General features: G+C 73.7%; 23 protein-coding genes. 11 read left to right on the top strand and 12 right to left on the bottom strand.

What is annotated here, in order from left to right:
• Nucleotides 1-18: 18 nt before the first annotated feature.
• The 11 genes from NYO98_RS18880 to NYO98_RS18930 all read left to right on the top strand — a co-directional run bounded on the left by NYO98_RS18880 (nucleotide 19) and on the right by NYO98_RS18930 (nucleotide 11,969).
• Nucleotides 19-654, top strand: coding sequence for a TetR/AcrR family transcriptional regulator (locus NYO98_RS18880; RefSeq protein ID WP_326494463.1), 636 nt, complete (start codon nucleotides 19-21; stop codon nucleotides 652-654).
• On the top strand, nucleotides 651-1,430 hold the full coding sequence (locus NYO98_RS18885) for a TIGR03084 family metal-binding protein (protein WP_268113340.1): 780 nt from the start codon (nucleotides 651-653) through the stop codon (nucleotides 1,428-1,430). Before NYO98_RS18880 ends, NYO98_RS18885 begins: the two co-directional genes overlap by 4 nt.
• Nucleotides 1,427-3,178, top strand: a complete 1,752-nt coding sequence (locus tag NYO98_RS18890; RefSeq protein WP_268113341.1) for an acyclic terpene utilization AtuA family protein — start codon at nucleotides 1,427-1,429, stop codon at nucleotides 3,176-3,178. Before NYO98_RS18885 ends, NYO98_RS18890 begins: the two co-directional genes overlap by 4 nt.
• Nucleotides 3,175-4,320 carry an acyl-CoA dehydrogenase family protein gene (locus NYO98_RS18895; RefSeq protein WP_268113342.1) on the top strand — a complete coding sequence of 382 codons (1,146 nt, stop codon included), beginning with the start codon at nucleotides 3,175-3,177 and terminating at the stop codon, nucleotides 4,318-4,320. Before NYO98_RS18890 ends, NYO98_RS18895 begins: the two co-directional genes overlap by 4 nt.
• Nucleotides 4,317-4,811 (top strand): SRPBCC family protein, encoded by a 495-nt coding sequence (locus NYO98_RS18900; RefSeq protein ID WP_268113343.1) that lies wholly within the window; start codon nucleotides 4,317-4,319, stop codon nucleotides 4,809-4,811. The genes NYO98_RS18895 and NYO98_RS18900 overlap by 4 nt, the downstream gene beginning before the upstream one ends.
• A gap of 64 nt (nucleotides 4,812-4,875) precedes the next feature.
• Nucleotides 4,876-6,519 carry an acyl-CoA carboxylase subunit beta gene (locus tag NYO98_RS18905; protein ID WP_268113345.1) on the top strand — a complete coding sequence of 548 codons (1,644 nt, stop codon included), beginning with the start codon at nucleotides 4,876-4,878 and terminating at the stop codon, nucleotides 6,517-6,519.
• 86 nt (nucleotides 6,520-6,605) lie between these two features.
• Nucleotides 6,606-8,558, top strand: a complete 1,953-nt coding sequence (locus NYO98_RS18910) for an acetyl/propionyl/methylcrotonyl-CoA carboxylase subunit alpha (RefSeq protein ID WP_268113347.1) — start codon at nucleotides 6,606-6,608, stop codon at nucleotides 8,556-8,558.
• Complete coding sequence (locus NYO98_RS18915; protein ID WP_268113348.1) at nucleotides 8,555-9,730, top strand: acyl-CoA dehydrogenase family protein; 1,176 nt, start codon at nucleotides 8,555-8,557, stop codon at nucleotides 9,728-9,730. The genes NYO98_RS18910 and NYO98_RS18915 overlap by 4 nt, the downstream gene beginning before the upstream one ends.
• A 40-nt stretch (nucleotides 9,731-9,770) precedes the next feature.
• Nucleotides 9,771-10,286 (top strand): hypothetical protein, encoded by a 516-nt coding sequence (locus NYO98_RS18920; RefSeq protein WP_268113349.1) that lies wholly within the window; start codon nucleotides 9,771-9,773, stop codon nucleotides 10,284-10,286.
• A 133-nt stretch (nucleotides 10,287-10,419) separates the two neighbouring features.
• Nucleotides 10,420-10,797: an MmcQ/YjbR family DNA-binding protein gene (locus NYO98_RS18925; protein WP_268113350.1), complete on the top strand. Its 378-nt coding sequence runs from the start codon at nucleotides 10,420-10,422 to the stop codon at nucleotides 10,795-10,797.
• Nucleotides 10,798-10,838: 41 nt separating this feature from the next.
• Nucleotides 10,839-11,969, top strand: coding sequence for a heparan-alpha-glucosaminide N-acetyltransferase domain-containing protein (locus NYO98_RS18930; RefSeq protein WP_268113351.1), 1,131 nt, complete (start codon nucleotides 10,839-10,841; stop codon nucleotides 11,967-11,969).
• On the opposite strand, the gene NYO98_RS18935 is transcribed toward NYO98_RS18930, so the two are convergent.
• From NYO98_RS18935 to sigK, 12 genes are all read right to left on the bottom strand, one after another.
• Nucleotides 11,945-12,496 carry a protein-L-isoaspartate O-methyltransferase family protein gene (locus NYO98_RS18935; protein ID WP_268113353.1) on the bottom strand — a complete coding sequence of 184 codons (552 nt, stop codon included), beginning with the start codon at nucleotides 12,494-12,496 and terminating at the stop codon, nucleotides 11,945-11,947. The genes NYO98_RS18930 and NYO98_RS18935 overlap by 25 nt on opposite strands.
• Nucleotides 12,497-12,506: 10 nt before the next feature.
• A complete protein-coding gene (locus tag NYO98_RS18940; protein WP_268113354.1) occupies nucleotides 12,507-12,986 on the bottom strand; it encodes a cupin domain-containing protein in 480 nt (159 codons plus the stop codon).
• 40 nt (nucleotides 12,987-13,026) lie between these two features.
• Nucleotides 13,027-13,491: a VOC family protein gene (locus tag NYO98_RS18945; RefSeq protein WP_268113355.1), complete on the bottom strand. Its 465-nt coding sequence runs from the start codon at nucleotides 13,489-13,491 to the stop codon at nucleotides 13,027-13,029.
• 10 nt (nucleotides 13,492-13,501) lie between these two features.
• Complete coding sequence (locus tag NYO98_RS18950; protein WP_268113356.1) at nucleotides 13,502-13,969, bottom strand: helix-turn-helix domain-containing protein; 468 nt, start codon at nucleotides 13,967-13,969, stop codon at nucleotides 13,502-13,504.
• A gap of 202 nt (nucleotides 13,970-14,171) precedes the next feature.
• The gene (locus NYO98_RS18955) at nucleotides 14,172-15,260 is read right to left on the bottom strand and encodes a hypothetical protein (RefSeq protein ID WP_268113357.1); all 1,089 of its coding nucleotides are present in this window, start codon (nucleotides 15,258-15,260) and stop codon (nucleotides 14,172-14,174) included.
• Between the two features lie 34 nt (nucleotides 15,261-15,294).
• Nucleotides 15,295-15,846: an RNA polymerase sigma factor gene (locus NYO98_RS18960; RefSeq protein WP_268113358.1), complete on the bottom strand. Its 552-nt coding sequence runs from the start codon at nucleotides 15,844-15,846 to the stop codon at nucleotides 15,295-15,297.
• Nucleotides 15,847-15,919: 73 nt separating this feature from the next.
• Nucleotides 15,920-16,693 carry a DUF1295 domain-containing protein gene (locus tag NYO98_RS18965; protein ID WP_268113359.1) on the bottom strand — a complete coding sequence of 258 codons (774 nt, stop codon included), beginning with the start codon at nucleotides 16,691-16,693 and terminating at the stop codon, nucleotides 15,920-15,922.
• The gene (locus tag NYO98_RS18970) at nucleotides 16,690-18,006 is read right to left on the bottom strand and encodes an SAM-dependent methyltransferase (RefSeq protein ID WP_268113360.1); all 1,317 of its coding nucleotides are present in this window, start codon (nucleotides 18,004-18,006) and stop codon (nucleotides 16,690-16,692) included. Before NYO98_RS18970 ends, NYO98_RS18965 begins: the two co-directional genes overlap by 4 nt.
• A 5-nt stretch (nucleotides 18,007-18,011) precedes the next feature.
• Nucleotides 18,012-19,361 carry a class I SAM-dependent methyltransferase gene (locus NYO98_RS18975; protein WP_268113361.1) on the bottom strand — a complete coding sequence of 450 codons (1,350 nt, stop codon included), beginning with the start codon at nucleotides 19,359-19,361 and terminating at the stop codon, nucleotides 18,012-18,014.
• Entirely contained in the window at nucleotides 19,358-21,391 is a 2,034-nt protein-coding gene (locus NYO98_RS18980) for an FAD-dependent oxidoreductase (RefSeq protein ID WP_268113362.1), read from the bottom strand. The genes NYO98_RS18975 and NYO98_RS18980 overlap by 4 nt, the downstream gene beginning before the upstream one ends.
• Nucleotides 21,388-22,125 (bottom strand): anti-sigma factor, encoded by a 738-nt coding sequence (locus NYO98_RS18985; protein ID WP_268113363.1) that lies wholly within the window; start codon nucleotides 22,123-22,125, stop codon nucleotides 21,388-21,390. Before NYO98_RS18985 ends, NYO98_RS18980 begins: the two co-directional genes overlap by 4 nt.
• On the bottom strand, nucleotides 22,122-22,727 hold the full coding sequence (sigK, locus tag NYO98_RS18990; protein ID WP_268113364.1) for an ECF RNA polymerase sigma factor SigK: 606 nt from the start codon (nucleotides 22,725-22,727) through the stop codon (nucleotides 22,122-22,124). Before sigK ends, NYO98_RS18985 begins: the two co-directional genes overlap by 4 nt.
• Nucleotides 22,728-22,757 lie beyond the last annotated feature (30 nt).

A 22,757-nucleotide genomic window follows, 5' to 3' on the forward strand; every position in this document is an offset into this window, starting at 1 on the left:
CGGCGGCAGGCTGGCGCCGTGACCTCCCCCTCACCGTCGGCGACGGCCGCGACCCGCGTGCCGCAGGCCGACCGGACCCGGGCGATGCGGGCCCGGTTGCTGGAGGCGACGGTCGAGCTGCTGGTGGAGCGCGGCTTCGCCGGCACGTCGACGACCCTCGTCTCGGACCGGGCGGGGGTGAGCCGCGGCGCCCAGCTGCACCACTTCCCGACCAAGAACGACCTCGTCGTCGCTGCCGTCGAGCACCTCACCGAGCGGCGCGGCGCCGAGCTGGCGGAGGCGGTGGCCCACCTGCCCGCGGGTGGCCGGCGTACGCGTGCGGTCGTCGAGATGCTCGGCGACCACTTCAGCTCACCGGTCTTCGCCGCCGCGCTGGAGCTGTGGGTGGCCGCCCGCACCGACGAGGCGTTGCTCGCCGCCGTGGGACCGCTCGAGCAGCGGGTCGGTCGCGAGGCGCACCGCATGACGGTCGCCGCGCTGGGCGTCGACGAGTCGCGCCCCGGCGTGCGCGAGCTGGTGCAGGCCACCCTCGACCTCGTCCGCGGCCTCGGCCTGGCCTCCACGATCACCGACGACTCGGCGCGCCGCCGCCGCATCCTGCGGGAGTGGGCCGACGTGCTCGACCGCGAGCTGGAGAAGGAGCTGGACGCATGACCGACGTGCTCACGCAGGTGCTCGCCGACCTCGAGGCCGAGGGCGACCGGCTCGAGCAGCTGGTGGCCGGCCTCGACGAGGTCGGCTGGCGCACGCCGACGCCGGCCCCCGGCTGGGACGTCGCCACCCAGGTCGCCCACCTCGCGTGGACCGACGAGGTGGCGGTCAAGGCCGCGACGGACAAGGAGGCGTGGGACGAGGTCGTCCTCGGGGCGATCGCCGACCCCGAGGGCTACGTCGACGCGCAAGCGGTCGCCATCGCCCGCGAGCCCGGCCTCCTCGACCGCTGGCGACGCGCGCGGGCCGACCTGCGCGCCACGCTGGTCGCGATGCCGCAGGGCGAGAGGATGCCGTGGTTCGGCCCGCCGATGTCGCCGACCTCGATGGCGACCGCGCGGCTGATGGAGACCTGGGCCCACGGCCTCGACGTGCACGAGGCCCTCGGCGCCCCGGTCGCCGACACCGACCGCATCCGCCACGTCGCCCACCTCGGCGTCCGCACCCGTGACTTCGCCTTCGCCGTCCACGGCCTCGACGCGCCCGTCGAGGAGTTCCGCATCGACCTGACCGCGCCGTCCGGCGACGTCTGGTCGTGGGGACCGGAGGACGCCGTGCAGACGCTCACCGGCGGCGCGGGGGACTTCTGCCGGCTGGTGACCCAGCGGGTCCACCGCGCCGACACCGACCTCGTCGCCACCGGTGCCGACGTCGACCGGTGGCTCGACATCGCCCAGGCCTTCGCGGGCCAGCCGGGCGAGGGACGGAGCCCGCGGTGAGCGGCCGCCCCGAGGGACGAGCCCTGCGGATCGGCAACTGCTCCGGCTTCTACGGCGACCGGCTCAGCGCGATGCGCGAGATGCTGCAGGGCGTCTCCCCGGACGGGCACGGCCTCGACGTGCTGACCGGCGACTACCTCGCCGAGCTGACGATGCTCATCCTCGGCAAGGACCAGCTCAAGGACCCCTCGCTCGGCTACGCCCGCACCTTCGTCCGCCAGCTCGAGGACTGCCTCGGCCTCGCGCTGGAGCGCGGCGTGAAGGTCGTCGCCAACGCCGGCGGCCTCAACCCCGCCAACCTCGCCGACAGGGTCCGCGAGGTCGCGAAGGGCCTCGGCCTCGACCCCCAGGTCGCCCACGTCGAGGGCGACGACGTCCGGCACCTCTCCGGCCAGAACGGGTGGGAGGGCGCCCTCACCGCCAACGCCTACCTCGGCGGCTTCGGCATCGCGGCCGCGCTGACCGCGGGGGCCGACGTGGTCGTCACCGGCCGGGTGACCGACGCCTCGCTCGTCGTCGGGCCCGCCGTCGCGCACCACGGCTGGACCCCGACGTCGTACGACGAGCTGGCGGGCGCGGTCGTCGCCGGCCACGTCATCGAGTGCGGCACCCAGGCGACCGGGGGCAACTTCAGCGGCTTCCTCGACCTGCCCCACCGCGACCGGCCGCTGGGCTTCCCCGTCGCCGAGGTCGCGGCCGACGGGTCGAGCGTGATCACCAAGCACGCCGGCACCGGCGGCGCGGTCACCGTCGACACCGTCACCGCGCAGCTCGTCTACGAGATCCAGTCGACGCGCTACCTCGGGCCCGACGTCACCGTCCACCTCGAGTCGGTCCGCCTCGAGCAGGAGGGGGAGGACCGCGTCGCGATCGTCGGCGTCACGGGCGAGGCGCCCCCGGAGCGGCTCAAGGTGTGCGTCAACGAGCTCGGGGGCTGGCGCAACCAGGTGGAGCTCGTCCTCACCGGCCTCGACGTCGACGCGAAGGCGGCCTGGGCGCGCGAGCAGCTCGGACCGCGGCTCACCGCGGCCGAGGTGACGTGGTCGGAGGCCAGCGCACCGACGCCCGACGCCTACTCCGAGGAGGCCGCCTCCACCCTGCTGCGCTGCACGGTGAAGGACCCCTCGCCCGACCCGGTCGGGCGCGCCTTCACCGCCGCCGCCGTCGAGCTCGCCCTCGGCTCCTACCCGGGCTTCACGATGACGGCACCCCCCGCGCCCGCCACGCCGTACGGCGTCTACCGCCCCGAGTACGTCGACCGCGCCGACGTCACGCACACCGTCGTCCACGCCGACGGCCGCCGTGAGGTCGTCGCCGACCCGACGGCGTACACCTCCCCGGTCGAGGCGCCGGGCCGGCGCCCGTCGCCCTACCCGGGCAGTCCCGACACGCTCACCAGGCGCCTGCCGCTGGGCACCTTCGTGCACGCCCGCTCGGGCGACAAGGGCGGCGACGCCAACATCGGCCTCTGGGTCGCGCACGACGGCGCCGACCCGGCGACGTACGACGCCCGGGTGCAGTGGCTGTTCAAGCTGATGTCGCCGCGCGGCATCCCCGCGCTCCTGCCGGAGGCGGCCGACCTGGACGTCGACGTCTGGCTGCTGCCGCACCTCGGCGCGGTCAACCTCGTCGTCCACGGCCTGCTCGGTCAGGGCGTGGCCGCCTCCACCCGGTTCGACCCGCAGGCCAAGGCGCTGGGCGAGTGGTTGCGCTCGCGGCTGGTCTCGATCGAGGAGAGCCTCGTATGAGCACCGAGCACGACGCGCTGCGCGCGACCGCCGCGGACTTCGTCCGTCGCGAGGTCGCGCCGCACCTGCAGGAGTGGGAGGACGCAGGTGAGGTCCCGCGCGCGCTGCACCGCACCGCGGGCGACCTCGGCCTGATCGGCGCGGCCTTCCCGGAGGAGGTCGGAGGCGGCGGCGGCGACCTGGTGGACAGCGTCGTGCTGCAGGAGGCGATGTTCGACGCGGGCGCTTCGAGCGGCCTGATGGCGGCCCTCTTCACCGCCGGCATCGCGCTGCCCCACATCGCCGCCAGCGGCGACGCCGACCTCGTCGACCGGTTCGTCCGGCCGACCCTGGCGGGCGACACGATCGGCGCGCTCGCGATCACCGAGCCCGGCGGCGGCTCCGACGTCGCGCGCCTCACGACGCGGGCGGAGCTGGTCCGGGGGAGCGACGGCGACCACTACGTCGTCAACGGCGCGAAGACCTTCATCACCTCCGGCGTCCGCGCCGACTTCGTGACCACCGCGGTCCGCACGGGCGGCCCCGGCCACGGCGGCATCTCGCTGCTGGTCGTCGAGAAGGGGACGCCCGGGTTCACCGTCTCCCGGTCGCTGCGCAAGATGGGGTGGCACTGCTCCGACACCGCCGAGCTGGCGTTCGTCGACGCCCGGGTGCCGGCCGCGAACCTGGTCGGTGCGGAGGGCTCGGGGTTCGCCCAGATCGCGGAGCAGTTCGTGGTGGAGCGGATCGCGCTGGCGGTCCACGGCTACGGCATCGCCGCCCGCTCGCTCGACCTCGCCGCGGCCCACGCCCGCGAGCGCGAGACGTTCGGCCGGCCCCTGGCGGCCAACCAGTCCGTCCAGCACACGCTGGTCGAGATGCGGCGCCAGGTCGAGGTGGCGCGCACCTACACCCGTGACGTGGCCGCGCGGCACGTCGCCGGCGACCTCGTCGTCGCGGAGGCGTGCCTGGCCAAGCAGACCGCGGTGGACTGCGCGGCGTACGTCTGCGACCGGGCGGTGCAGCTCTTCGGCGGCACCGGCTACATGCACGGCACCGAGGTGGAGCGGCACTACCGCGACGCCCGGATCCTGCCGATCGGGGGTGGCGCCGACGAGGTGCTGCGCGACCTGACGGCGAAGCTGATGGGTTACGCGTCATGACCGAGGAACTGAGGAGAGCCATGATCAAGCTGCCGTCGCTGGGCGACGAGGTGTCGCTCTGGATGGGCGCCCCGCCCGCGGAGGTCTGGGACCTCGTCAGCGACGTGACGCGGATCGGGGAGTTCAGCCCCGAGACGTTCGAGGCGAAGTGGACGCGCGGCTCGACCGGGCCCGAGGTGGGCGCCTTCTTCGCCGGTCACGTGAAGCGCAACGGGGTCGGTCCGACGTACTGGTCGCCGTGTCGGGTCACGGTCTGCGAGCCCGAGCGCGTCTTCGAGTTCTCGGTCGGCACCGACGCGGTCACCGTCAACAACTGGGGCTACCGCCTCGAGCCGAAGGACGGCGGGACCCTGGTCACGGAGTACTTCCGCCTCGACCCCAACCTGCCGACCCGCCTCTATTGGCTCGTCCTGGGTCCGCTCCGCCGGCGGACCAACCGCAACGGCATGCGCACGACGCTCGAGCGGATGAAGGCGGTGGTCGAGTCATGAATTCACCCCACGACCTTCTTCTCCTCCGCTGCGCTCCCCCGAACAACGCCGCGGGGACCCCGAGATGAGCACCAACCGGGCCGCGATGCTCGAGAAGCTCGCCGACCTCGACGCGCAGCACGCGGTGGCGGTGGCCGGTGGTGGCGAGAAGTACGTCGAGCGCCACCACGCCCGCGGCAAGCTGACCGCGCGCGAGCGGATCGAGCTGCTCCTAGACCCCGGGTCGGCGTTCCTCGAGCTGTCGCCGCTGGCCGGGTGGGGCTCGGACTTCACGGTCGGCGCCTCCGTCGTCACCGGGATCGGTGTCGTCGAGGGCGTGGAGTGCCTCATCAGCGCCAACGACCCCACCGTCAAGGGCGGCGCCTCGAACCCGTGGACGGTGAAGAAGATCTTCCGCGCGTCCCAGGTCGCCGAGGAGAACAACCTCCCGACCATCTCCCTGGTCGAGTCGGGCGGGGCCGACCTGCCCACCCAGAAGGAGATCTTCATCCCCGGCGGTCGCCTCTTCCGCGACCTGACGCGAGCCTCCGCGCGGCGGCAGCCGACGATCGCGCTGGTCTTCGGCAACTCGACCGCCGGCGGGGCGTACGTCCCCGGGATGAGCGACTACACGGTGTTCGTGCGGGGCGGCGCCAAGGTGTTCCTCGGCGGCCCGCCGCTGGTGAAGATGGCGACCGGCGAGGAGTCCGACGACGAGTCGCTCGGTGGCGCCGAGATGCACGCCCGCGTCTCCGGGCTGGCCGACTACCTCGCCGAGGACGAGCACGACGCCATCCGCATCGGGCGCCGGATCGTGGCGAGGTTGAACCGCCGCAAGCCCGAGCTTCGCACCCGAGATGCGTGCTTTGCACCCGGGATCTCTACCTCGAAGCAGGGCGGTCACCGGATATCCGGTGACTCCAGTGCCGCCTTCGCCGAGCCCGACGCCGACCCCGAGGGCCTGCTCGACCTCGTCCCGACCGACCTCAAGGAGCCGTTCGACCCGCGCGAGGTGATCGTGCGGGTCGTCGACGGCACGAGCGAGCGCAACGGCCGGCCGTTCGACGAGTTCAAGCCGCTCTACGGCACGTCCCTCGTCACCGGGTGGGCGCAGCTGCACGGCCGGCCGATCGGCATCCTCGCCAACGCCCAGGGCGTGCTGTTCTCCGAGGAGGCGCAGAAGGCGACGCAGTTCATCCAGCTCGCCAACCAGTCGGACACGCCGCTGCTCTTCCTGCACAACACGACCGGCTACATGGTCGGCAAGGACTACGAGCAGGGCGGCATCATCAAGCACGGCGCGATGATGATCAACGCCGTCTCCAACAGCACCGTCCCCCACCTGTCGGTGATCATGGGCGCGTCCTACGGGGCCGGCAACTACGGCATGAACGGCCGCGCCTACGACCCGCGCTTCCTCTTCACCTGGCCCAGCGCGAAGTCGGCCGTGATGGGCCCCGCCCAGCTCGCCGGCGTGCTGTCGATCGTCGCCCGGGCGGCGGCCGAGGCCAAGGGACAGGCGTACGACGAGGAGGGCGACGCCGGCATGCGCGCGATGGTCGAGCAGATGGTCGAGGAGCAGTCGCTGCCCTACGTGCTGTCCGGGATGCTCTACGACGACGGCGTCATCGACCCCCGGGACACCCGCACCGTGCTGGCCATCTGCCTCAGCGTCATCGAGAACGCACCGATCAAGGGTGCCGAGGGATTCGGGGTGTTCCGCCCATGATCTCACCCCAAGACGTTCCTCGCTCCTCCGCTTCGCTCCCCCGCGAGCAACGCCTCGGGGACCCCGAGCCTCTCGAAGGTCCCCGCATGATCCAGAGGTTGCTGGTCGCCAACCGTGGCGAGATCGCCCGGCGGGTCTTCGCCACCTGCCGCCGGCTCGGCATCGAGACCGTCGCCGTCCACTCGGACGCCGACGCGGGCCTGCCCTTCGTGGCCGAGGCCGACCGGGCCGTACGCCTGCCGGGCAACGCGCCCGCGGACACGTACCTCCGCATCGACCTGATCCTGGACGCGGCGCGGACCTCCGGCGCCGACGCGATCCATCCCGGCTACGGCTTCCTGTCCGAGAACGCGGACTTCGCCCGCGCCGTGATCGACGCCGGCCTGACCTGGGTCGGTCCGCCGCCCGAGGCGATCGAGGCCATGGGCGACAAGGTCCGGGCCAAGGAGATCGCCGAGAAGGCCGGCGTCCCGGTGCTGTCGGCCCCGACGTCTCCGACGGAGGCCGACCTCCCGCTGCTCGTGAAGGCGTCGGCCGGCGGCGGCGGGCGCGGCATGCGCGTCGTACGCACCCTGGACCGGCTCGAGGCCGAGATCGAGGCGGCGCGGGCGGAGGCCGAGTCGGCCTTCGGTGACGGCACGGTCTTCGTCGAGCCCTACGTCGAGGCCGGTCGTCACGTCGAGGTGCAGGTCGTCTCGAGCGGGGCGCGCACCATCTCGATCGGCACCCGCGACTGCTCGGTCCAGCGTCGGCACCAGAAGGTGGTCGAGGAGGCGCCGGCACCCGGGCTTCCGGCGGCCACGGAGGCGGCCATGTGCGAGGCGGCCGAGCGGCTCGCGCGCGACATCGGCTACCGCGGCGCAGGCACGGTCGAGTTCCTCTACGACCCGGCCACCGACCGCTGGTTCTTCCTCGAGATGAACACCCGGCTCCAGGTCGAGCACCCGGTCACCGAGCTGACGCACGACGGCGAGCTCGTCGAGAGCCAGCTCGCGGTGGCCGAGGTCCCGGACCTCGACCTCACGCCGAGGCCGAGGACCGGGCACGCGATCGAGGTCCGCCTCTACGCCGAGGACGCGGCGTACGTCCCCCAGAGCGGTCGGCTGGTCACCTTCGACCTGCCGTCGGACGGCGCATTCCTGCCGATGGCCGGCTTCGGGGTCCGCGTCGACAGCGGCTTCGCGAGCGGCGACGAGGTGTCCACCTTCTACGACGCGATGCTCGCCAAGGTGGTGGCCTGGGCGCCGACGCGTGAGCAGGCGATCCGGATGCTCGTCGCGGCGCTGCGCCGGGCCCGGATCCACGGCGTGACCACCAACCGCGACCAGCTCGTCGACATCCTCACCGACCCGGTCTTCGTGGCCGGCGAGATGACGACGACCTGGCTCGAGTCACGTCCGATTCCCGCTGAGTCTCCTGGAGACTCACCGTCCAGCGACCGCGCCACACTCGTCGCGGGAGCGCTGATGCTCGCCGCCGACGACGCGGCCCGGCGCACGGTCCAGCAGGGCGTGCCCGCCGCCTGGCGCAACGTCGTCAGCCAGCCGCAGCGCACGACGTTCGAGGGGCACGACCCGGTCGAGTGGTGGGGCACGCGCGACGGGTTCGTGGTCGACGGCGTGGCGGTCCTCGAGGTGTCGCCGACCCACGCCCGCCTCGAGGTCGACGGGGTCGCGCGGCGGTGGGACGGACTGATCGCCGTCGATCGCCGCTCGGCCACGCGTGAGATTTACGTCGACGGGCCCGATCGGTCCGTCCGGCTGCGCGAGGTCCCGCGCTTCACCGACCCCGCCGACGCGGTGGCGAGCGGCTCGCTGCTCGCGCCGATGCCCGGGACCGTCGTCGCGGTCAAGGTGGCCGTCGGTGACGCGGTGGCGGCGGGTGACGTCGTCCTCGTGCTCGAGGCGATGAAGATGCAGCACACCGTGACCGCGCCGCACGACGGCACGGTCACCGAGATCAACGTCGAGCCCGGGTCGCAGGTCGCGTCCGGGGAGGTCCTGGCCGTCGTGGCCGAGGAAGCCGAGGGAGAAGCATGACCGACTTCACCGAGTCCACCTTCACCGAGTCCGAGGAGCGCCAGGAGTTGCGCCGCCAGGTCGCGAAGCTCGCGAAGGGCTACGGACGCGACTGGTTCGTCGAGCGGGCGCGCTCGGGCGAGAAGACCACGGAGCTGTGGCTCGAGATCGCCAAGGCGGGCTACCTCGGCATCAACATCCCGGAGGAGTACGGCGGCGGGGGCGGCGGCATCGGCGACGTGGCCGCGGTCTGCGAGGAGCTCGCCGCGCAGGGCTGCCCGCTGCTCATGATGGTCGTCAGCCCGGCGATCTGCGGCACGGTCATCGCCCGCTACGGCACCGAGGAGCAGAAGCAGCAGTGGCTGCCGGGGATCTGCGACGGCACCGCCACGATGGCCTTCGCGATCACCGAGCCCGACGCCGGCACCAACTCGCACAACATCACGACCACTGCCCGGCGCGACGGCGACGAGTGGGTGCTCAAGGGCCAGAAGATCTACATCTCCGGCGTCGACGAGGCCGCCAACGTGCTCGTCGTGGCGCGCACCGAGGACGCGAGGACGGGCAAGCTCAAGCCGTGCCTGTTCGTCGTGCCGACGGACGCGGCCGGCTTCGACTACACCGCGATCCCGATGGAGATCGTCAGCCCCGAGAAGCAGTTCCAGGTCTTCATCGACGACGTCCGGCTCCCGCGCGAGGCGCTCGTCGGCGACGAGGACGGCGGGCTGGTGCAGCTGTTCGCGGGCCTCAACCCCGAGCGGATCATGGCGGCCTCCTTCTCGACCGGCCTCGCCCGCCACGCGATCGCCAAGGCGTCGGCGTACGCCAAGGAGCGCACGGTCTTCCGGGCGCCGATCGGCTCCCACCAGGCCATCGCCCACCCGCTCGCCATGGCGCACATCGAGAACGAGCTCGCCCGGCTGATGACGCAGAAGGCGTCGGCCCTCGTCGACGCCGGTGACGAGATGGCCGCCGGCGAGGCGGCCAACATGGCGAAGTACGCCGCCGCGGAGGCCGCCGTGCACGCCGTCGACGCAGCGGTGCAGACCCACGGGGGCAACGGCATCACGCAGGAGTACGGCATGGCCGGCCTGCTGGTCGCCGCCCGCGCCGGCCGCATCGCCCCGGTCAGCCGGGAGATGATCCTCAACTTCGTCGCGATGCACAGCCTGGGGCTGCCCAAGTCCTACTGAAAGCGGTGCGGCGGCGCACGCGGTGCGCTTCACTGCACCCATGCCGAAGCCGCCGACGGTCCCGGTCCGCCTGGGTCACGTCCTTGCTGGAGTCCTCGTCGTCCTGGGGAGCACCACTGTGGCCCGGGCGGCCGCCGAGCCGGGGCCGCACGACCGCCTCGCGGGCCTGCCCGGCCCGTGCGCCGACGTGAGCACCGACCCGGCCGACTTCCCGCGAGCGGTGCCGCTGCCCCAGGGCGCGTACACCGTCCGCGGCTTCATCCGGGCCGACTGCCGCCAGTTCCTGGACCTGGCGATGGACACCGAGGACCTCGGGCCGGAGGAGCGCCACCTCGTCCGCCGGCTGCGGGCGAAGGGGTTCCGCGGCGTCACCTCCGACAGCCGCACGGTCGAGGTCGACATGGGCCCCGACGCCCCGCCGGAGCTGCGCGAGGAGTACACGATCCGCGCGTACGGGCGCGGCCTGCGGGTCAAGGTCGAGCTCGGTTTCGTCGGGGCCGCACCCCGGTGGGGCGGGACCGCGCTGGTCCGCTACGTGCTGCGTCCTCTCCGCTGACGCCGCTCGGTCGGCCCCGGCGCGTGCACCGTGCAGGCAGTTCACGGGCGCCGCGCGACTGCTGAGCGTGGCCGCGCGGCCATCAGCCTCGAACTGCCTTCATGGTGTCGGACCGCGGTGCGATGATCGCGCCGTGGCCCTCGCCGACCGTCCCCTCGTGCCCGAGGAGTGGGTGCTGCGCATCGATGCGGTGCTCGGCGTGCTCCCGCGCTGCCGGCAGGAGTCGGCGTGGACCGGGACACGCTGGCGCGTGGGCAGCGCCACCGTGGCCCACGTCTTCGGCGGGGAGGACCAGCTCTTCCGGATCACCTTCCGCGGCGAGCCCGACGAGGTCGCCGCGTTCGAGCACATGGGCGACCCCTACTTCCGGGCCGGCTGGGGCGGCAACTACATCGGGATGCTCCTCGACGACGACACCGACTGGGAGGAGCTCGCGGAGCTGCTGACCGACTCCTACTGCATCCAGGCGCCAGCGCGCCTCGCCGCGCAGGTCGCCCGGCCCGGCGCCTGAGCGCACCCGCACGTCGCCGTCCGCCCGGCAGGATGGACGCCATGACCGGGACGTCGCACGGCCGCCTCGTCGGGCTGGACGTGGCCCGGTGCCTCGCGCTGCTCGGCATGGTCGCCACCCACGTGCTCGACGAACGCACCCCGTCCGGCGACCTCACCACCGCCCAGTGGCTGGCCGGTGGCCGGGCGTCGGCGCTGTTCGCGGTGCTGGCCGGGGTGAGCCTCGCGCTGATGACCCGCGAGCCCCTCCGGGGTCGGCCGCTCGCGCTGCGCACCCTCGGCATCGCCGCCCGGGCGCTGCTGATCGGGCTCCTCGGCCTCGTGCTCGGCGGACTGGACACCGGGATCGCGGTCATCCTCACCTACTACGGCGTGCTGTTCGTGCTGGGACTGCCGTTCACGCTCCTGCGCCTGCGTCGGCTCCTGCCGCTCGCCGTCGTCTGGGTGGTGCTCGCGCCGGTGGTGTCGCACCTGGTGCGGCCCCACCTGCCCGGTCGGGGGTTCGACAGCCCGACCTTCGAGCAGCTGGCCGACCCGGGCCGGCTGGCGAGCGAGCTGCTCCTCACCGGCTACTACCCGGCCGTCCCGTGGCTGGCCTACCTCCTCGCCGGCCTCGTGCTGGGACGCCTCGACCTGCGCGACACCTCGCTGCTCGGCGGCCTGGCCGTGGGTGGGCTCTCCCTGGCGGTGCTCGCGACGCAGGTGTCGCGGACGCTGGCCGACCCGGCGGTGGCGTCGGACAACGCGACCGGCATGTACGGCACGACGCCCGCCGACGGCGACTGGACCTGGCTGCTGCTCGTCGCGCCCCACTCGGCGACGCCGTTCGACCTCGCCCAGACGATCGGCAGCGCCGTCCTCGTGATCGCGCTCTGCCTCCTCGTCGAGCAGCTGCTGCCCCGGCCGGCGACCGCCGTGCTCGCCGTCGTGTTCGGTGCGGGCGCGGCCACGCTCACCCTCTACTCCCTGCACGTGGTGATGCGCACCGAGGCGGTGTGGCCGGAGGAGGACCCGTCGACCTACGTCAGCCACGTCGTGGTCCTCCTGGCGATCGGGGCGGCGCTCCGCCTGCTCCGGCGGCGCGGGCCCCTCGAGGCGGCGGCGGGCCTGCCCGTCCGGCTGGCCCGGCGCTCCAGCCGCCCGGAGCCTCAGCGCAGCGGCACGAACCGGTAGCGCCCGTGCCGGGTGACCACCGCCCCCGGGTTGGTCACCCGCAGCATCGTGCCGTCCACCGGCACCACCAGGACGCCGTCGGTGGCGAGCTGGTCGACCAAGCTGGCGGGCAGGGTGTCGGCCATCGCGGAGACGAGGATGCGGTCGTACGGCGCCCCGTCGGGGTCGCCGAGAACCCCGGCCACGGCCTGCCGGATCGTCGCCCACGGCCGGTCGGTGCGGGCCAGGTTGGCGGACCCGAAGGACACCAGCTCCGGCTCCAGCTCGAAGCCCAGCACCGACCCGGCCGGCCCGACCAGGTGCGCGAGCAGCGCGGTCGTCCAGCCGCTCCCCGACCCGACGTCGAGCACCCGCTGCCCGGCGCGGACGTCGAGCAGCCGCAGCATGTCGTCGACGGTGCGGGGCTGGGAGTTGGTCTGCCCCGCGGCGATCGCCAGCGGTCCGTCGTACGACGCCCGCCGCCGCACCCCGCGCGGGAGGAAGTCCCGCCGCGGGGTGGCGTCGAAGGCCGCCGTGACCGGGTCCATCAGGGCTCGCTCACACCCATGTGTTGTCGTGCTCCCGCATGAAACGGTCGTACGCGTCGCCGTCGAGGGCGCCCATCCCGGCCGCCAGGCCCTCGAAGTAGGCCTCGCGCGGTGCGCCGGGGGCGAAGTGGAGCAGCATCTTGGCGGCGCCGTCCTCGTTGCGGAAGCCGTGGATCCCGCCGGCCGGGACGTGGGCGAAGTCGCCGGCGTGGCACTTCACCCAGTCGGTGCCGTCGTAGATCGTGACGGTGCCCTCGAGGACGTAGAACGACTCGGTGATCGTGCGGTGGAAGTGGGCACCGGGGCCGCTCTCGGGGCCGGCGAACTCCCACCGGTAGAGGCCGAACGTGCCGGTGGTCTCGGTGCCCTGCGCGAGGTAGAACACCTTGTTGCCGTTGGGGTAGACCACCGCCGGCTCGATCCCCGCCCGCTTGACGTGGGCGGAGACCTCGCCGGAGTCACCGTGGTAGATCGGCGGGGGATAGCTCATCGAACGGGGTCCCCTCGGCGCGGAGAAGGTCGGCGGGTGGTCATGGAGCGGTGGTCCCTTCGTAGGCCTCCTGGACCTCGCCGGGGGAGGCGTCGTTGAACTGGTTGATCCGGATCTGGTTGCCGAACGGGTCGCGGATGCCGAAGTCGGTGCCGTAGGGCTGGGTGACCGGCTCCTGGGTGATCTCGACGCCGGCGTCGCGGAGCGCGGCGTAGGTCGCGTGCACGTCGCTGCTGGTGAGGAACAGGCCCCCGAGGGCGCCCTTGGTGACGAGCTCGCGGACCTGGGCGGCGGTGGTCTCGTCGTGCTGGGGGCCGCCGACCAGCTCGAGCAGGATCGAGGTGTCCTGGCCGGGGACGCCGACGGTGAGCCAGCGCATGAAGCCGAGGTCGATGTCGTCGCGCACCTCGAAGCCGAGGTGGCTGGTGTAGAAGTCGAGCGCCTCGTCCTGGTCGAGGACCGGCACGCTGCGGATATGGAGGCTGGTGATGTGGTTGGTGTTCATGACGACGACGCTAGTCAGCGTCCACCCCCTCCTGCTTCTCCGAAAACGCTGTCCCGGCGGCACCCGCCGGTCCGGCCCGCTCGCGCGGTCGGGTCCACGCGGCGATGAAGCACGACGGCACCGCCACCGGCGCGTGGCGGGCGCGGAACTCGGTGGGCGAGCACCCGACGACGTTGCTGAAGGTGCGGCTGAAGGTGCCGAGGCTGGCGAACCCGACGTCCCACGCGACGTCGGTCACCGGCCGGTCGGTCTGTCGCAGCAGGGTCATCGCGCGCTCGACCCGGCGCCGCTGGAGGTAGCGGTGGGGCGTCTCGCCGTAGACCTCCTTGAAGACCCGGCCGAACTGCGACGCCGACAGGTGGGCGATCGCGGCGAGGGTCGGCACGTCGAGGGGCTCGGCGTAGCGCCGGTCCATCTCGTCGCGGGCGCGCAGCATCCGTCGGTTGGTGTCCTCCTGCGCGGAGAGCGGCCGGCCCATGTGGAGGAACCTAACGCGTGCCGGGGACGGCGCGGACCGGGCGCCGGACACGACAACGGCGTGGCCCCGGGGGAGGGCCACGCCGTGGTCTGTGCGTTTTCAGGACGTGGATCTCGCAGTTCTGGGGGGATCCCGTACGTCGGCGGGAGGTCGGCGTACGGGGCACGAGAGCCGGTCCTGCGGAACGCGGCCGCCGCCGGGATCACCCGGACGTCTGGTTGCCGCCTCCCTTGCCGGGGTTGCCGGAGCCGGCGGAGCTGCCCGCTCCGCCCGAGCCGTCGGGCGTCGGGAGGTCGGACGGCTTGCCCGGGGTCGGGGTCGGCGTGCCGGTCGGCTTCCCCGGTGAGGCCGTGGTCTCGGTGGGCGTCGGTCCGGTCGGGGTGGGCTTGGTGGGGCTCGAGTGCGGGGTCGGCGGGGGCTTCGTCGGGCTGGGCTTCGTCGGGCTCGGCTTCGTCGGCGTGGGCTTCGTCGGGCTCGGCTGCGTGGTGGGCGTGGGCCGGTCGGTGGGCTTGCCGGTCTCCTTCGGCGGGCCGATGAGGTCGACGCAGTAGGTGGCGATGCGGTCGACGCCGCCGGCCTGGGCCGCGAGCGCGAGGAACGCGGCGCTGTCGAGCGACGAGCCGGGGTCGGAGCGGTCGGTGGCCTGGAAGGCGCGGCACAGCCCCTCGAAGTTCGGCGTGGGGCCGGCCGGTCCGTCGGACGTCTCGGAGGGAGTGGCCGAGGGGGACCCGGACGGCGCCTGGGACGTGCTCGCGGACGACGGCGAGGACGGGGATCCGGGTGAGGTGGACGAGCCGGTCGACCCCGAGGCGGTGGACGAGTCGCTGCCGTCGGTCGCGGAGCTGCCGCTTTCGCCGGCGCTCGCGGAGCCGGCCGCGCTGCCCGGAGCGTCGCCCGCGGACTCGCTGGCACGGTCGGACGCCTGGCCGGGGAGGGCGGGCAGGCCCGGGAGCCCGGGGAGGTCCGGCAGGCCCGGCAGGTCGGTGGAGCTGGCGAGCGCGAAGCCACCCGAGGTGAGGGCCACCACGGCACCGGTCGCGACGACGGCCCGTACGGCGGCTCGGCTCCCGAGGCGCGAGGGTGAGACGTAGCCGCTGCGGGACGACGGCGGCGGCGCGAGCCGCGCGGCCTGGAAGGCGGCCGCGGCCTGGTCCTCGCGGCGCAGCTCGCTGGGGTGCGCCGGCGCGCCGGCGGCGGTGAGGGCCCAGCCGAGGACGTCGTCGTGCTCCGCGGGCGCGTCGAGCAGGCGCTCGGCGTCGCGGCGGGACAGGCGGGGGTCCGGGGTGCTCATCTCACTCCCTTCAGCGTCACGGCAGTCACAGGTGTTACGGCTCCTCGGCGATTCGCTTGGCCAGCTGCTTGAGGCCGCGGTGGGCCGCGGCGCGCACGGCGCCGGGTCGCTTGCCGAGGATGCGGGCGGCGGTGGGGGCGTCGAAGCCGAGCACCGTCCGCAGCATGATCGCCTCGGCCTGGTCGCGGGGCAGGCTGCCGATCAGCCGGATGACGGCCTCGGAGTCGATCCGCCCGACGGCCTCGGCCTCGACGTCGACGTCGTCCGGCAGGTCCGCGAGGTCGTCGACCGACTCGTCGGCGACCGGCCGGCGCCGGGCGTGGCGCAGGTGGTCGAGGGCGCGGTTGCGGCCGATCGTGGTGATCCACCCGCGGAAGCCGTCGGCGTCGCCGCTGAACCGGTCGAGGTCGCGGAAGGCCTGGGACCAGGCCTCGCTCGCGACGTCCTCGGCCTCGGCGGGCCCGACCAGGACGGTGAGGTAGCGCAGGAGCGGTGGCTGGACGTGGCGGTAGACGACGCGGAACGCCGCCTCGTCCCCCGCCTGCATCGCCTCGACGGCGCAGTCGAGCCCCTCCTGCTCACCCACCGCCGCATTGTCACCCGAGGTCGGTCGCCGGGCGTGCAGAACCCCCCAGCCGGTGCCCGGGATCTCCGGCGGCTCAGGCGCGCGGGGGACGCGGGACGAACAGCGGCACGCGGGCGGCGTACGCGTCCCACCCCTCGCGCTGCGACATCGTCCGCTCCAGCAGCCGGGCGCCGGTCACGTTGCGCACGAAGTACGTCATCGCCGCGGGCGCCCACACGGTGAGCAGACCCGGGAGCCAGCCCAGGGCTAGCGCACCGGCGATCCACAGGCCCCACCACACGCTGGCGTCACCGAAGTAGTTGGGGTGCCGGCTCCAGCCCCAGAGGCCCGTGTCCAGGATCTTCGGGCGGGTCTCGCGCGGCTGGGCCTTGTAGGCCTCGAGCTGCGCGTCGCCGACGACCTCGAAGAAGACGCCCACCGCCCAGACGGCCACGCCGATCCACACGACGGGCCACCAGCGGACGTCGTACGCCGCTGCGACCTGGATGGGCGCGGAGACGAGGAACGCGACGACGGCCTGCGTCAGGAAGACCCGCGTGATGACGCGGCCCGCGCCGCTGGACCAGCCGGGACCGCCGAGCATCTTCTCGTAGCGCGGGTCCTCGCCGTGTCCGCGGGAGCGGCGTGCGATGTGCCACGCGAGGCGACCGCCCCACGCGACGACGAGGGCGGCGAGGAGCCAGGAGTGGGGGTCGGGCCACAGGAGGGCCAGGATGAGGGCGATCGCGACGAAGGCGAGTCCCCATGCCACGTCGACCACGGCCACCCGGTCCTGGCGGCGGCTGATCGCCGCCGTCGACCCCATGACGACGGCGGCGGCGAGGAACGCCACCAGCGCGGCGCTCACCACCTGCGCACCGCCGGCAGGTCGTGCGGGGCCCCGGGGCGCACGGCCAGGACCTGGTCGACGCCCATCCGGCCGTCGCGGAAGGCGAGTGCCCCACCGACGAGGTAGAGCCGCCAGACGCGGACGACCTCCTCCCCGACCAGCTCGCGGAGCCGGGGGAGGTGGGCCTCGAAGTTGGCCGTCCAGCCCGCGACCGTGAGGACGTAGTGCTCGCGCATCGCGTGCACGTCGCGCACCTCGAGCCCGCCCGCCTCGATCAGCCCGACGGTCTCGCCCACCGGCCGCATCGTCATGTCGGGCGCGATGAACGACTCGATGAACGGGCCGCCGCCCGGGTGCCTGCCACCGCCGGCTCCCTGGCGCGACATCTGCTGGACCAGCACGCGCCCGCCCGGGCGGACCGAGCGGCGCAGCACCTCCACGTAGGTCGGGTAGTTGCGCGCGCCGACGTGCTCGCCCATCTCCAGGGAGCCGACCGCGTCGAAGTGGTCGCGCTCGGGGACCTCGCGGTAGTCCTGCAGCCGGATCTCGACCCGGTCCTGCAACCCGCGCTCGGCGATCCGGGCGTCGATGAACCTCTTCTGCTCCGCCGAGATCGTCACCCCGGTGACCCGTGCGCCGAAGTGCTCGGCGGCGTGCAGTGACAGGGAGCCCCACCCGCACCCGACGTCGAGCATCCGCATGCCCGGCTGGAGCCCGAGCTTGGTGCAGACAAGGTCGAGCTTGGCGCGCTGCGCCTCCTCGAGGGAGACGTCCGGGGTGGCGTGGTAGCCGCAGCTGTAGGCCATCTGCGGCTCGAGGACGAGGGAGTAGAACTCGTTGGAGAGGTCGTAGTGGTGGCTGATCGACGAGCGGTCGCGGGCGAGGCTGTGCAGCCGGCCCGTGACCCGCGCCTGCGAGACCGGGGGCGTCGGGGGACGGCCGAGCGCGCCGAGACCCGCGGCGGTGCGGACCGCGTCGACCAGGGCGCGGGGCGAGAGGCGTACGCCCGACAGCCCGCGCTCGGCGCCCACCGCGAAGGCGTGGGTGAGGGCGGAGCCGAGGTCCCACCCGTCCTGCTCGGGGACGTCGAGCTCACCGGTCACGTAGGCCTGCGCGGCGCCGAGCTCGCCCGGGTGCCACAGCAGCCGGCGCAGCGCGTCGGGGGAGCGCAGCACGACGATCGGGGCGCCCGCAGGTCCGGCGACCGAGCCGTCCCACGCCTGCAGGCGCACCGGCAGGTCGCCTCCGATGAACGGGCGGACGGCCGCGGCAAGGCGGTCGGCGACGCCGGCGGACGTCGGGCGGGTGGTGGTGGGCGCGGTCTGGGTCACGGGTCTCACCCGTCCTCGCGGCCGAAGGTGAGCTGGGAGACGTCGAGGTAGCCGCTGGCGAAGCCGGCCTGCGAGTAGGCGAGGTAGAAGTGCCACACCCGGACGAACAGGTCGTCGAAGCCGAGCGCGAGGACGGCGTCGCGCTGGGCGAGGAACCGCCGGTCCCAGCGCCGCAGCGTCTCGGCGTAGTGGCTGCCCATCGCGAGCTGCCCGGTCAACCGGAGCGTGGTCTCGCCGCGGGTGACCTGGTCGATCGCCTCGACGCTGGGCAGGAAGCCGCCGGGGAAGATGTACTTGTTGATCCAGGTGTGGCCGCCGCGGGTGGCGAGCATCCGGTCGTGCGGCATGGTGATCGCCTGGATGGCGACGCGGCCGCCGGGCGCCAGCACGCGGTCGATGGTCCCGAAGTAGGTGCCCCAGAACTCGTGGCCGACGGCCTCGACCATCTCCACCGACAGCACGGCGTCGTACGTCGCCCCGGTGGCCGCGAGCGCGCGGTAGTCCATCAGCTCGACGCGGACGCGGTCGGCGAACCCGGCGGCGGCGATCCGCTCCTCGGCCAGCTCGAGCTGCTCGACCGACAGCGTGATCGTGTGGACCGTCGCGCCGCGACGGGCGGCCCGGATCGCGAGCTCGCCCCATCCGGTGCCGATCTCGAGGACCCGGGTGCCGGCGGTGACGCCGGCCTCGTCGAGGAGCCGCTCGAACTTGCGGCCCTGGGCCTCGGCGAGGTCCGGGTGGTGCAGCGTGGGGTCGGGGTCGTCAGAGGGCTCGGGCGGGGTGGCGACCAGGTGGTCTGCGACGGAGCCGGGGCCCTGCGCGGCCGGGCGGACGGAGGTGTCGAACAGCGCGGACGAGTAGGCCAGCGTCTCGTCGAGGAAGAGCGCGAAGAGGTCGTTGGACAGGTCGTAGTGGTGCGCGACGTTGGCCTGGCTGTTGGCCTCGGTGCTGCGCTGGTGGCTGGGCAGCCGAGGGGTGACGAGGGCGCGGAGCCGCTGCAGCGGCTCGGGGACCAGGGTCGCCATCCGGGCCGCCGGCACGGTGAGGAAGCCGGCCAGGTCCTCGGCGTCCCACGCGCCGGTCAGGTAGGCCTCGCCGAAGCCGATCAGGCCGTCGCGGCCCACCCGGGCGTAGAACTCCTCCGGCCGGTGCAGGCGCATCAGCGGTCCGCCCCGTCCGTAGCAGCGTCCGGACGGCTCCTCGACGACGGTGACGTCGAGTCGGGCGACGGCGGCGCGGAAGAGACGGCGCGCGACGGCCGCCGAGACCGCGGTGCGGGGCCCGGGCGGGAGCTGCTCGAGGGCGGGCATGCCCTGCGTGCGCTCCTGCTGGTCGTGGTTCTTCTCGAGGGTCACTGGACGCCCTCCTGTCGATGGGTGGGACGGGGACGGACCGCGAGCCGGCGGGCCCAAAGCCAGGTGCCGTGCGCGCGGATGAGCGCGCTGCCGCGCAGCGTCGCTCCGATCGTCCGGAGGACGGGTACGTCGCTCCGGGTGCCGGTGAGGCTCGCGCTGAAGGGCGCGGCCCCGCCGTCCTGGCCACGGAGCGTGACCGCGATGTCGAGGCGGTCGGTGGGGACCGGCACGGCGACGTCGTACGTGCCGTCGACGCCGTGGAAGGGCGAGACGTACATCGCCTTGTCGGTGCGGGCCCGGCCCTGCGCGTCGGGGTGGACGAGGTAGGCGTGCCGGTCGCCGTAGGTGTTGTGCACCTCGACGACCACGCCCGCCGGGCGGGCCCGGTCGTCGAAGCACCAGAACACGCTGATCGGGTTGAAGCAGTGGCCGAGCGAGCGGGGGTGGGCGGCCATCAGGATGGTCCCGGGACGCTCCCCGTCGCCGAGCGAGACGCCGTTGTCGGCGAGGAACGACTCGACGTTGTCGCGCAGCGTGGTGCCCGGCCGGCCGAGGTGGTCGCGCGCCTCGAAGCGCGCCAGCGCGCCGTGGTCGGGCAGGTCGTCGAGGTCGACGAGCCAGAACGTGGACCGGTGCTCGAAGCTGCGCCGGAACGGGCTGCGGCGGGTGTGGCGGATGGTGGTCTCGAAGCGACCCGGCCGCGGCAGCGTCGCGGTCGTGCGCTCCCAGGGCAGGGCGAGGTGGGTGGCGGCCGCCAGGCCCGACCGTGCGCCGTCCTCGTGGAAGCCCCACCCGTGGTAGGCCCCGGCGAAGGCGATCCGCGCGGTGTGGATCTCCGGCAGGCGCCTGGACGCGGCCACCGACGCCGGGGTGTAGAGCGGGTGCTCGTACTCCATCCGGTCGATGACGCTCGCCGGGTCGACGAGGTCCTCGCCGCCCAGGGTGACGAGGTAGTGGGTGTCGGTGGGCAGTCGCTGCAGGCGGGTGAGGTCGTAGGTGACGGTGACTCCGCCGGTCAGGTCGTCCGCCGGGCGGTGGAAGTTCCAGGACGCCCGGGCGCCGGGTGCCGTCGGCAGCAGCGAGGTGTCGGTGTGGAGGAGCGCGGTGTTGCTGCTGTAGGGCAGCGCGGAGAGGACCTCGCGCTGCAGGTCGGTGGGCGACTCGAGCATCGCGAGGGCGTGGGAGGGGTGCGTGGCGACGACGACCGCGTCGAAGCGGGTGGTCGTGCCGCTGCCGTCGGTGACCTCGACGCCGTCCGCGAGCTCGCGCACCGACGTCACCTTGGTCTCGAGCCGGACCTCCTGGAGGCCGGCGGCCACCGCGGCGACGTACGTCGCCGAGCCGCCCGTGACGGTGCGCCACTCCGGCGAGCCGAAGACGCCGAGCATCCCGTGGTGCTCGAGGAAGGTGAAGAGGTAGCGGGCGGGGTAGTCGAGGGCCGACGCCGGGTCGCACGACCAGACGGCCGCCACCAGCGGCTCCATGAAGTGCCGGACGAAGCCGGGGGAGAAGCCGCCGTCGCGCAGGAAGTCGCGCAGCGTCCGGTCCGCCCCTGCGTCATGCGGAGGCGCACCCATGGGTGCCGATCCGGATGACGTGGCGCCCGAGGCGAGCAGCGCCTTCGCCCGACGGTGAAACCGGGGGATCTCCAGCAGCATCCGCCAGTGTTCGCGCGAGCGCAGCGAGGACCGCTGGGCGAACAGGCCGCGCGCGCCGAGCGCACCGGCGTACTCGACGCCGGTGCCCGCGTCGCTGACCGACAGGGACATCTCCGAGGGCTGGGTCTCGACGCCGAGCTCGGCGAAGAGCCGCAGCAGGGTCGGGTAGGTCCGGCGGTTGTGGACGATGAAGCCGGTGTCGATGGCCAGCTCGCCGTCGGGGGTCGCGACGCGGTGGGTGTCGGCGTGGCCACCGAGCCGGTCGTCGGCCTCGTAGAGGGTCACGTGCGCGGTGCGCGAGGCGACCCACGCCGCGGTGAGCCCGGCGACCCCGGAGCCGACGACGGCGACCTCCCGCAGGGGGATGGTCATGTCGCCTCGGTCAGGTCGAAGACGGCGATCGGGTCGCTGGTGGGCTGCGTGGAGCCTCCCTCCGGCTCGACCGTGATCCCGACGGCCGCGGCCGCGCCGGCCGACCCGTCGAGGACGACGGTCTGGTCGGGGTCGTCGGGCATCAGCCCGGCGGAGACGAACTCGTCACCGTCGATGAACCACAGCTCGTAGTCCTTGCCCGAGGGGGCGGAGACCATGTCCTCGGTGGTGATCACCGCTCGGTCCTGGGACTTCGAGCGGGTGAGGGTCGCGCGTCCGGCCTCGCCGAGGTCGACGAAGACCTCCTGGGCGTCGGGGGCCTGCAGGACCTGCTCGGCGGCGGTGAGGCGCTCGACGTCGTCGGACGGTGCCCAGGGCTGGGTCACCACGGCACCGACGCCGACGATGAGCGCGATCGCCGCCGCGACCAGAAAGGGCACCCAGCCCCGCCCCCGTGCTGCCGGGCGGTCGGCGTGGCGCGACGGGTGGGACGTCACCTCAGGGGCGAGCGGGCGGACCTGGGAGATGCCGGCGAGGACCGAGTCGCGCAGTGACGCCGGCGGCGGGACCGCGACGGTCTCGGACAGCAGCGCCGCCGTCTCGCGGAGCTCGCCGACCTCGGCGCGGCAGTCCTCGCACGTGGCGAGGTGCTGCTCGAAGCGCGCACGCTCGAGCTCGTCGAGCGCGTCCATGGCGTAGGCGCCCGTGAGCTTGTGGATGTCCATCTCACTCATGAGGCAACTCCCATCAGGTCTCGCAGGCGGATCAGGCCGTCGCGTATTCGTGTCTTCGCGGTCCCGAGCGGGACGTCGAGGAGGGTGGCGACCTCGGTGTGCGTGTAGCCGCCGAAGTAGGTGAGCTCGACGGCGCGGCGCTGGACGTCGGTCAGCGTGGCGACCGCGCCGCGGACCCGGGCTGCGTCGAGCGACGCGTGAGCGGCTTCCGCGGTCTGGTCGTGGTCGACGGGTGCGGTCTCGCGGTTCCACGTCTCGTCGCGGGACGTGGCGGCCTCGACCGACCGGACCCGGTCGACGGCCTTGCGGTGGACGATGGTGAGGAGCCACCCGACGGCGCTGCCCCGCTCGGCGTCGAACCTCGTGCTGGAGCGCCAGGCGTCGAGGTAGGCCTCCTGGGCGACCTCCTCGGCGTGCGCCGGGTTGCGGACGACGCGCAGCGCCAGGCCGTAGGCCCGGGCCGAGGTCGCGTCGTAGAACGCGGCGAAGGCAGCTTCATCGCCCAGCGCCGCCTGACGGAGCAGGTCGGCCAGCCGGGCCGGGTCGCCCCCGGACGGGGCGCCCTCGGGCGCCCCGTCCGGAACGGGCCTCACGTGGTCCACGTCGTCATCCTTGCTTAGTGGTCGTCGGCC

Source organism: Nocardioides pini (assembly GCF_026712185.1).
Lineage (GTDB): Bacteria > Actinomycetota > Actinomycetes > Propionibacteriales > Nocardioidaceae > Nocardioides > Nocardioides pini.

Excerpts from the sequence above, each read along its gene's own strand:
- NYO98_RS18895 (WP_268113342.1), top strand. The coding sequence starts at position 3,175 with ATGAGCACCGAGCACGACGCGCTGCGCGCGACCGCCGCGGACTTCGTC.
- NYO98_RS18910 (WP_268113347.1), top strand. The coding sequence starts at position 6,606 with ATGATCCAGAGGTTGCTGGTCGCCAACCGTGGCGAGATCGCCCGGCGG.
- NYO98_RS18915 (WP_268113348.1), top strand. The coding sequence starts at position 8,555 with ATGACCGACTTCACCGAGTCCACCTTCACCGAGTCCGAGGAGCGCCAG.
- NYO98_RS18945 (WP_268113355.1), bottom strand. The coding sequence starts at position 13,491 with ATGAACACCAACCACATCACCAGCCTCCATATCCGCAGCGTGCCGGTC.
- NYO98_RS18885 (WP_268113340.1), top strand. The coding sequence starts at position 651 with ATGACCGACGTGCTCACGCAGGTGCTCGCCGACCTCGAGGCCGAGGGC.
- NYO98_RS18980 (WP_268113362.1), bottom strand. The coding sequence starts at position 21,391 with ATGACCATCCCCCTGCGGGAGGTCGCCGTCGTCGGCTCCGGGGTCGCC.
- NYO98_RS18900 (WP_268113343.1), top strand. The coding sequence starts at position 4,317 with ATGACCGAGGAACTGAGGAGAGCCATGATCAAGCTGCCGTCGCTGGGC.
- NYO98_RS18955 (WP_268113357.1), bottom strand. The coding sequence starts at position 15,260 with ATGAGCACCCCGGACCCCCGCCTGTCCCGCCGCGACGCCGAGCGCCTG.
- NYO98_RS18935 (WP_268113353.1), bottom strand. The coding sequence starts at position 12,496 with ATGGACCCGGTCACGGCGGCCTTCGACGCCACCCCGCGGCGGGACTTC.
- NYO98_RS18920 (WP_268113349.1), top strand. The coding sequence starts at position 9,771 with ATGCCGAAGCCGCCGACGGTCCCGGTCCGCCTGGGTCACGTCCTTGCT.
- NYO98_RS18905 (WP_268113345.1), top strand. The coding sequence starts at position 4,876 with ATGAGCACCAACCGGGCCGCGATGCTCGAGAAGCTCGCCGACCTCGAC.
- NYO98_RS18930 (WP_268113351.1), top strand. The coding sequence starts at position 10,839 with ATGACCGGGACGTCGCACGGCCGCCTCGTCGGGCTGGACGTGGCCCGG.
- NYO98_RS18985 (WP_268113363.1), bottom strand. The coding sequence starts at position 22,125 with ATGAGTGAGATGGACATCCACAAGCTCACGGGCGCCTACGCCATGGAC.
- NYO98_RS18950 (WP_268113356.1), bottom strand. The coding sequence starts at position 13,969 with ATGGGCCGGCCGCTCTCCGCGCAGGAGGACACCAACCGACGGATGCTG.
- NYO98_RS18940 (WP_268113354.1), bottom strand. The coding sequence starts at position 12,986 with ATGAGCTATCCCCCGCCGATCTACCACGGTGACTCCGGCGAGGTCTCC.